Origin of the sequence: Microcystis sp. M165S2, from assembly GCF_020245885.1 — a bacterium.
Classification (GTDB): domain Bacteria; phylum Cyanobacteriota; class Cyanobacteriia; order Cyanobacteriales; family Microcystaceae; genus Microcystis.
Genome location: NZ_JADBTZ010000146.1, coordinates 1 through 9,148, shown reverse-complemented (window position 1 = coordinate 9,148; position 9,148 = coordinate 1). Strand labels below are relative to the sequence as shown.

6 protein-coding genes and 2 pseudogenes are annotated in these 9,148 nt (G+C 44.8%); 3 read left to right on the top strand and 5 right to left on the bottom strand.

The features are described 5' to 3' along the window. Nucleotides 1–455 precede the first annotated feature (455 nt). Nucleotides 456–674, bottom strand: a complete 219-nt coding sequence (locus IM479_RS07785; protein WP_287687886.1) for a hypothetical protein — start codon at nucleotides 672–674, stop codon at nucleotides 456–458. A 627-nt stretch (nucleotides 675–1,301) separates the two neighbouring features. On the opposite strand from IM479_RS07785, the gene IM479_RS07780 reads away from it, so the two are divergent. The 3 genes from IM479_RS07780 (at nucleotide 1,302) to IM479_RS07770 (ending at nucleotide 5,973) form a co-directional block, all read left to right on the top strand. After that, entirely contained in the window at nucleotides 1,302–3,047 is a 1,746-nt protein-coding gene (locus IM479_RS07780) for a VWA domain-containing protein (RefSeq protein ID WP_287687884.1), read from the top strand. A 157-nt stretch (nucleotides 3,048–3,204) separates the two neighbouring features. Continuing rightward, nucleotides 3,205–3,927, top strand: coding sequence for a DNA repair protein RecN (locus IM479_RS07775; RefSeq protein ID WP_287687882.1), 723 nt, complete (start codon nucleotides 3,205–3,207; stop codon nucleotides 3,925–3,927). A 60-nt stretch (nucleotides 3,928–3,987) separates the two neighbouring features. Beyond that, complete coding sequence (locus IM479_RS07770; protein WP_287687881.1) at nucleotides 3,988–5,973, top strand: M48 family metalloprotease; 1,986 nt, start codon at nucleotides 3,988–3,990, stop codon at nucleotides 5,971–5,973. A gap of 508 nt (nucleotides 5,974–6,481) precedes the next feature. Here the strand turns inward: IM479_RS07770 and IM479_RS23025 are convergent. The 4 genes and pseudogenes from IM479_RS23025 to IM479_RS22560 form a co-directional block, all read right to left on the bottom strand. Further along, nucleotides 6,482–6,802 (bottom strand): annotated as a pseudogene (locus IM479_RS23025) (RNA-guided endonuclease TnpB family protein); the annotation flags it as partial. 71 nt (nucleotides 6,803–6,873) lie between these two features. Continuing rightward, a complete protein-coding gene (locus IM479_RS07760; protein WP_287687879.1) occupies nucleotides 6,874–7,968 on the bottom strand; it encodes an anthranilate phosphoribosyltransferase family protein in 1,095 nt (364 codons plus the stop codon). Between the two features lie 43 nt (nucleotides 7,969–8,011). Next, on the bottom strand, nucleotides 8,012–8,983 hold the full coding sequence (locus tag IM479_RS07755; protein ID WP_287076051.1) for a LysR family transcriptional regulator: 972 nt from the start codon (nucleotides 8,981–8,983) through the stop codon (nucleotides 8,012–8,014). 39 nt (nucleotides 8,984–9,022) lie between these two features. After that, nucleotides 9,023–9,148 (bottom strand): annotated as a pseudogene (locus IM479_RS22560) (RNA-guided endonuclease TnpB family protein); the annotation flags it as partial.

Here is a 9,148-nt window from a genome sequence, read left to right as displayed (position 1 = left end):
AGAAAAAGGATAACTAGATAGCAAGTGATATTCTAGTAGGTTCGGTTCAGACATAATCGTGTAAGACCTAAGTAAGGGAAACCAGAAAGGGCTGTGATGAGCTTCGAGAATCCTCACGCCTTTAAGCCCAGGAGTGTCAACGTAGTCATAGCTTTCCCACTTGAGCGAGGAAATGATGCAGTCGGGAAATTTTTTTTCTCAAAAGTATTTATCTTTAAACCTAGAAGTTATAACAAGTCTGGGGTTTACCTTCTTGGCCCAACTTCTCGAATTAATGATTGATTTAGAAGTAATTTCCCCTACAGTCCTATTCCTATCTATTCCTGATTTTCCAGATAATTACGGATTTGTTCTAGTTTAGCCAGGGCTTTTCCGCCTGGTCATTCAGCTTTAGGAAACTATCAAAGGCGTACCAAGCCAGGATATACTAGGGGGCCGTCTTCAAGCCCGGACTATTAGAGAACACCTGCCGCAGCGCGAGGAGACTTAAGAACAAAGGCATGAGAAACCGCAAATCGAAAGACCCTGCCGTCTTTGATGGCTGCCTTAGCTAACGGCTTGCCAACACCTGCTACCACCGGAACGAGAACAGGCAGAAGCACGATCGCAGCAATTCTTGGAATGCCAAGACCTTCGACGATTTCCTCAAGTTCGGGGACGAATTTAGCTGCCATGTGGAGTTTACCTCTTTAATTCCTACACTTTAGACATCTCCAAAAATTACAACCTAGTCACAGCTTACCTTTGTCTTGTGTACCAACCAAATAGTTCAATAGCTGGAATGTATATCTATCGTTGCTAATTCAATTTTACTGAAAAAATATGAGGCAATTAAAATCATTTTTATTCGGTTAGATTCCTTAACTAGAGAGACTTTTGGTCTTAATATAATATTATGGAGATGTCTGTTAAGTTTATATAGCGGTTCTCGTTAGCGTGAGGCACATACAGATGACTGTAACGCTTATCCAGTAAGGCATCTGCCGTACTTCATCCAATCAGGAACCGCTATATTGAACGGTATCAATTCAGTCAAATCGTTCTTAAAAGTTTACTTTTATGTTGAGTTTTGAGGGCATTGCTGGCAAGAGAACTGGTCGTTTTTTTGGTCTAGATGCCTTTAATTTTAAGCTAAAATTTACTTTTTCATAATTTTACCTTAACTAAAAATTGCTCAGTCAGGACCATTGGTAAACAGTTAGGGGTGGGGAATGTAAGATATAGTCGTAAATATGTTCTCATCCCATCTGCATTGATCCGAGTAACTTCGTGCTTTATTGGTTATTACTCTGTCAAGACTCATGATTAAACGCCAAAATCTTCTTTTTTCTCGTTATTTAACCTCAGTTACTCCCTTAACCGTCCTGTTTACCTTACTATTTCTAGGCGCTTGTGGACAGCAACTCCAGCAACAAGGAAGCCAACAAACCAAACAACAGGGACTTGAAGTCAAATTTCTCGTGGGAAGCGACTTAGCCCAATTCTGTCAGCAAGCAGCCACGAAATTGAACCAAAGCCAACCCAAACTCGCTGGCGGTGAAGCCTTTTACCTCAGTTGCGAAGCTAAAGGAAGCGGCGATGTGGTCCAAACGATTCTCTCGCTGGCCCAACAATACCAAAATGGAACTCTCAAAGCCGATGCGCCCGAATTTCCCACCCTTTTATCGGTCGATGGCGAAATTTATCAGAGTCAACTCATCTACCAGATGAACAAGCTATTTCCTGGGCAAAATTACATCCCGGAAATTACCGACTCACCTCTGATCGCCTACAGTCCGATGGTTTTCATGACAACCGCTGACCTCGCCAAGGGTTTAGAAAAAGTAGAAGATCCCTTCGTCGCCCTAGCTAAATTGGGTAACTACCGCCAACTCGATCCCAACGCCCCACCCCTCCCCATCACTTACGTCCACACCGCGCCTACCCGTTCTAATTCTGGCTTACAAACCCTGGTGGCCCAATTTGCTGCTGTAGCAGGTAAGCGCCCGGAAGATCTGACTGTAGCTGACGTAGAAAAATATCAGGGACAAATTCAACAGATCCAGAGTAAAATCACTCGCTATGGTACTTCTACTGCTTCCCTTGCCCAATCTATGGTCGCTAACGGACCCTTTTGGGCTTCGGTAGCCTCAGTTTACGAGTCTTTGGTAATTGCTGCTAACAGCCAAGCTGGTTCCAATCAAACGCGCTATCAAGCCGTCTATCCCAAGGCTACTTTCAGTTCCAATATGCGGGCAATTTTAGCCAATGCGCCTTGGATAAGTGACCAAGAAAAAGAAGCTGCTGAAAAGGTAATTGAATTCATTCTTTTGCCCGAAACCCAACAAATTGCCACAGATTTGGGACTGCGACCGGGTGTTCCAGGAGTAGCCTTGGGAAGCAAGTTTTCTGCTGAATTTGGCGTGAATCCTCAACCCACCTATGACTCTTACCGTTCGCCCCAACCAGAAGTAGTTGAAGCCATGCTTAAAAGCTGGCAAAATTATGCTAAGAAACCGTCGCAAGTAGCAGTAGTAATTGATACTTCTGGGTCGATGGAAGGGCAAAAACTGACATCAGTTAAGAATACTTTACTTAATTACGTTCAGAACCTGGGACCGAAGGAAAGAATTGCCCTAATTAGTTTCAATTCAGTTATTAACGAACCTGTGATTATAGAAGGAACTCCACAGGGGCGAGATCTCGGCATTGAATTTATTGGCCAACTGCAGTCCGGTGGTGGGACCAGACTTTATGATAGCGCCCTCTATGCCCGCAACTGGCTATCTCAAAATTTGCGCCCTGATACTATTAATGCCGTGTTAATCTTAACTGATGGAGAAGATTCGGGGTCACAAATTAATCTGGATCAGTTGGAACAAGAGTTGCAAAAGAGTGGCTTTTCTTCCGATCAGCGAATTGCTTTCTTTACTATTGGTTATGGGAAAGAAGGAGAATTTAATCCCCAGGCTTTGCAAAAAATTGCCGAAGTTAACGGCGGTTACTATCGTCAAGGAGATCCAGCGACTATATCAACTGTGATGGGAAACTTGCAAGTAGAGTTTTAAGTAATGAGTAAGAATTCGGAATTCCGCCGAGTCAAGCGCGGGGCGGAATTCGGAGTTCCGAGGCGCATTTGTAAGTCAACCAAATGTAGAGACTGTGATTAATTCCTGAATTAATCTACTAAATCATCAACCATCAATCATCAACGGTTAACTAAAAATGAAAATTGCTAACCCTCTTTATTACCCTTTAGCCGTTTTAGCAGGCGGGATCGTTTTAGTTGTTGGTGTTCGCTTTTTGGGATTATCTAATACTGTTACTTTACCAACAGCATTGGCGGTAACTGTAGTCGGCGCAACCGCCTTGAAAGCTAGAGAACCAGATGGGGAGAAACGGGTCAAACAACAATTACAACAGGAACTGCAAGTTATTCAAGGTTCGGCTCAAAGTTTAGCAGGAAAGGCAGAAGTTCTGCGTCAAGAAGCTAACCAATTATTAAGCAGCAGTTCAGTGCAAATGGACTTATTAATCGCCGTACAGCAAGCTTGCGATAGTGCTATTGAACTTCCCCCAAAAATAGAACAAATTGCTCAACGTTTGCCAGAAAGTGAATCCTTATTGTCAATCAATGAGTTACAACAGCAACTCTTGGAAGTTAAAAGTAAAATTCGTTCGAGTTCCGGTGTATCTCGTCAACAATTAGAACAGTTGCAAGCCAGTTTAGAACGGAATATTGAATTAGCACAACAAGGACAAGATACTCGTCAAGCAAAATTAACTAGCTTGTACACTGTGATTCAAGACTCGGCTGGGGTTCTGCAACAATTACAAAATAAATTGCGGACGGCTGACTTGACTAATTCGGAAGAACTTATAGAGTTAAGAAATTTGAGTGAAGAATTGAGTTGCTTTCAAGAAAATATTGATTTTATCATTTCTTGAGACTGACTAATCAATCAACTAAACTGGAAAAATCAACCCCACAATGGAGATTGACGAGTAATGAACTTCTTAAAAACAGTTGCTTTATTAGCGTTATTAAGCAGTATCTTAGTTCTGACGGCTTATCTACTCATTGGCGGGACAATTGGAGCTATTATTGGCTTAATTGTTGCTGCTGTAATTAACTTTAGTCTCTGGTTCTATTCCGACCAAGTTGTTTTAGCCGCTTTTGATGTTCGTCCTGCCAATTCTCAAGAAGAAGCTATACTCAAACCCATAGTTGAAGTGCTGTGCTACAGGGCAAATTTACCAGAACCTAAACTGTATATCATTCCTACTTCTTCTCCTAATGCTTTTGCTACTGGAAGGAATCCCCAACGGGGTGTTGTCTGCATTACAGAAGGGTTGATGCAAATGCTTCCTGAAGACGAATTAGAAGCCGTTATCGCCCACGAACTTAGCCACATTAAACACGGTGATACCCTTACTGCTACAGTTGCTGTCACTATTTCTGTAGCAATTTCTCTCCTCACGGAAACAGGAATGACGGGAATGTTTGCCATGTTTAACTACCGCAACGCCAATCCCATCCGCCTAGCCGCCTTATTCCCTACCTTGCTACTTGCGCCCCTTACGGCTACCTTAACTCAATTAGCCATATCTCGAACGAGAGAGTATGCTGCTGATGCAGGTTCAGCAAGTTTAACCGGAAATCCTCGCGCCCTCGCTAACGCCTTAGAAAGATTAGAAAATAACAGCCAACAGCAGTCAATATCCACAGAAGAAAACCCAGCGTTAGCTCCCCTTCTAATTATTAATCCCTTCAAGGGTAAACTTGTCAATCGCTTATTTGCTACCCATCCTCCCACTAACAACCGCATTCAAGAATTACTCGCCATGCAACCAGGACTCTTAACGCCTCCCACTAGGAGAAACAGCCCTCAATCGAAACGCAGACGGGCAATAATTTCGGCTGCGATCGCCTTAATTGCTTTCGCTTTAGCTTATGCACCTCTTCCTGGCGTGCAGCAAAACCTTACCATCGTCAGTGGGACGGAACTTCAAGAACCATTGGCAGTCCTAGAGCTACAATTCGAGGCATCTCATCCCAACATTAACTTAGAACTCAAGTTTCAAGGCTCTCAGGACATAGTTAATAACTACATCGACCAGAAACATGACTTTACACCTACTGTCCTCATTCCAGCCAATGGCGAAATCTTAGAGGAATTGCGCGATCGCCTGGCGGTACAGGGAGAAAGCAATCCCTTCTACGATCCGCCCCAACCCATTGCCAAAACCTTCCTGGTGGGTATCGCTTGGCCCGAGAGAGGAAAGGTTATCTTCCCTGGGGGACGCTTTCAATGGCAAAGTGTAGAACGGGCCATGCAAAAGCGTAACTGGACTGCTATCGGCGGACAATCTACCTGGGGAAGCTTCGATTTTGTCATGACAGACCCTAGCCGTTCCAACAGTGGTCAGTTAACCTTAAGTTTGTGGTCCGGGTCTAATCTTGGCGGAAGTCCCCTAGCTGGTACTAGCTTGAATGGGCCGGGAATTCAATCTTTGTTTGCTCTGATTAAGCGTTCCGTCTATCAGCCGCCCCTTTCGAGTGACATTCTCTTGCGGGAATTTATTGCTCGCGGACCCAACGACGCTGATGTGGCGACTACCTACGAAAGTATCGCCCTCTATCGCTGGTCCCAAGCCCAAACTACCCAGGGAAAACCTTACCAAATCTACTATCTTGACCCGACTGTTGAGACAGTAGCGACGGCGGCGATCCCGCGGCGGGATGTGAATGAGGGACAAGGAAAAGCAGCCAGGGAGTTTGTCGCCTTTCTCAGACAGCCTTCCCAACAAGAAGTATTCGTCCGCTACGGGTTTCGCCCTGTGATAAGTGGCATAAACTTAGAATCAGTCCCCAACAGTCCCTGGAATCAGAATATTCCAGGTGTGCAGGTCAATCCTTCTGTACAATTTAGCCAGCCTCCTGATGCACAACTGAGGAAAGAAATTCAACGTTTATGGCAGCGAGTTAATTAATTTGAATCAATTGACATACTCCCACCGTCAAGCTACGCTGTGACAGGGGATTCTTGACCTATCACTAACGCTCTTCTGGGAGTCTGGCAAAAGTCTTACAGTCTCTAAACTCTAGCTCTCTTATGGGGTAAGCCTTCAAGCTATCGCTAACTAACAGAAACCCGAAATTTGAGTTTTTATTAGAAAAAAAGTTAGCGTTCGCTTGTCAACCGAGGGTTTCAGAATCTGGATTCGGTCAGGTATTTCCGAAAGTTCCAGAAGAGCGTTATTAGGGATCGGATTTGAGTTTTCAGTTCACTGTTTACTGATCACATCAGAAGTCTGACGGAGTAGTGGCTTAGATGTGTAATTAATTGTGCTTAGATACTTATCGGAAATTCCTTGTTCAACGAGACAGCTTAGATTCTCAATGTCTCCATTAAGAATCCAGAGGCCGGACTCTCCCAAGGCATTTGGGTCGGTTTCTGTTTGCCCAACAGTACCGTTGACCCTGAGCTACGTCGAAGGGTCGAGGTGCTGACTTGCTTAAATAACGTGGATTCTCTACAGTATTGCCTTGGGCATCGGTATAAAATTCCTTTAACCCTAAGTCAATTCCTGTTATTTGTCCCGTTGGTTTATGGTATTCTCGCCGTTCTACGTCAATCAAAAACTGACAATAATAACCGTCAGCACGTCTAACAACTCTTACCCGTCTAATCTGTTGATCTGAATAATAAACTAATGTCTTTTGACTACACCATAAATCAAATTCTCCTGCTTGAAAACCGTCAGTAAATCTGATTTTACGTCGATCATCAGATAGTTTGTAGCTTGTTAGTTTGTATTCTGGTCGGATTTCATCCCCCGCAAAGGTGAGTATCTTGTCGAAAAATCTAGCGGGGGCATTCATCCGATATTTTAGGTAATTTCCCCTACAGTCCTATTCCCATCTATTCGGTGATTTTGGAGATAATTACAGATTTGTTGCAGTTTAGCCAGGGCTTTTCCCGACTGTAAACATTGTTGTGCTTGCTGGAAAGCCGTGGGGATATCTGGGGCAATTCCACAGCGCCAAAGATAAAAACCACCGTTAAAAATTGCCGCGTCGGTTAATTCATTATTTTCTCCGGCTAATAAACCCTTTAATTTAGCGGTGAGCATTTCTAAAGATTCGAGGGGATAATCCGAAGTATAGAAGCCATAATCGCGAGGATTTAGGAAAAATCGCTGAAAGGAAGGGGTATCGGTGGGATTTCCCAGACCAATAATCGCCGTCCGATTACAGGCTAAATCACAACTGCCCTCTAATCCTTTCACGGTGGTGAAGTGAGAGATATTTCTCAGGGCAAAAGTTTCGCAAAAACGATCTTCGGTGGGGGGATGAACAAAACCCGATATCTGATGAATATTACCCACAAAAGGCGACCACATTAACTCTACCGTGGCCATAGGCGGACGTTTACCGATTTGCTCCCGATAGGTAACAAAATTCTCTACTAGGGGAAAATGGCGCGGAATATAGAAAAAAGTCAATCCTGTGGTGATTAAACAGTCTTTCACTGCTGCTAAGGATAATTGACTAAAATCTGCTCCTAATTGCTGCCAGATTTCCCTCAGGGAAATACCGTATTTAGTCGGCATTTGATCGCCCCCGTGCAGGACTACGGGAACCCCCGCCGCCGCTAAGATTAAAGTAGTGATCGGAGTAACTGGGGCAGTGCGAGAGCGTCCATCGTAGGGATTGCCAAAAATAGCGATCGGATGCTGAAAAGAGGCTGATTCTAGGGGTATTTGCGGGCCAAGCTCGGCGTAGGCATCAAGCATTCCCGCTAACTCATCGCTGGTGGGGCGTTTAATGCGATGGGCAATCATAAAAGCACCGATTTGGGCCGGGGTTGCCTCTTGGGTTAACATCATCTTGGTGGCCATTGCCGCTTCGGGACGGGTTAAATTTCTGCCCGTATGGGTGCCACTACCGATCACTTTTAATAATTCTCGAAAAGTATCACTCATCTCAAGGAAGAAAATAAAGAGTAAATGGGATTGATGGGGATTTCTAAGGCTGGACGGGGTGGTTTTCTAAGCTTTTAACCACACTTTGATTCATTTGCCGCACTAATTGACAAAAATGAGCGATCGGTGGTATCTGTAGGCGATCGCTCGTGGTGACAAGGACTACCTGACGGGTGAGACGATGACTAAATTTACCATTGTTAAGATGGGGATTTTCGCTACTAGGGGAAGCAAGAGGACGAATGGCGAGGGTGGCATCGCTACGGGCTTCCATCAGGGCAGATTGGGGCAGAAGAGCGATAATATTACCCTGACGCACCACACCGCGAAAAGCATCGAGGGTGTTTAATTCCATGACAGTTTTCAGGTGGGCATCCTGACGGGAAAACCATTCTTGTACTAATCTTTGCATTCCGTAGCCGTCTTTGAAAACCACTTGCGGATAGGGGATTAATTCTGACCATGGTACTTCTTTGTATTGGGCGAGGGGATGATTAGCGGCCATGAGAATTTCGATCGCTTCTTGGTATAACATTTCTACCACCATCTCCGGACTAGAGGTGAGAAAACGATTATTCATTACCAACGCCACATCTACTAAACCATCCCGCAGCACTTTTAATGCGCGATCGCTGCCTAGGGCTGTAACTCTTAACTGAACTTCTGGGTATTCAGCACAAAATTTCGGCAAAATCGGCGGTAAATAGTGGGCGCACACGGAATGAATGGCAGCCACGCACAATTCTGGCTGTTTTCCTGCCTGTAGGTCGGTGATTTCCTCGTGAACATTCGTCCATTCTTGACAAATCCGTTTCGCCCGGGGCAGTAATTTCTCCCCGGCAATGGTTAACTTCGCTTGGGCGGTACGATGGAAAAGAGGTAAGCCCAAATCGGTTTCTAGGGATTGAATCTGGCGGCTGATAGTCGATTGGGTGACTCCACACTGGCGTGCCGCTTGACCGAAATTGCCCGTATCGGCTACGGCTAAAAAGGCTTGCAATTGCTCGATCCGCATTCTTTCTCGTTTTAATTACATTCCTTGACGCTCCCCGCTCTAAAGAGACGGGGATTCTTCGTTCATTGAGTCTCCGTTAGCAAGCAGGATTTCTCCAACCAACCAAGAGGGAACCTCTCCCGAAGCGTGTAAAGTTTGCGTGCGCCCCACGCTACTTAATCCCTT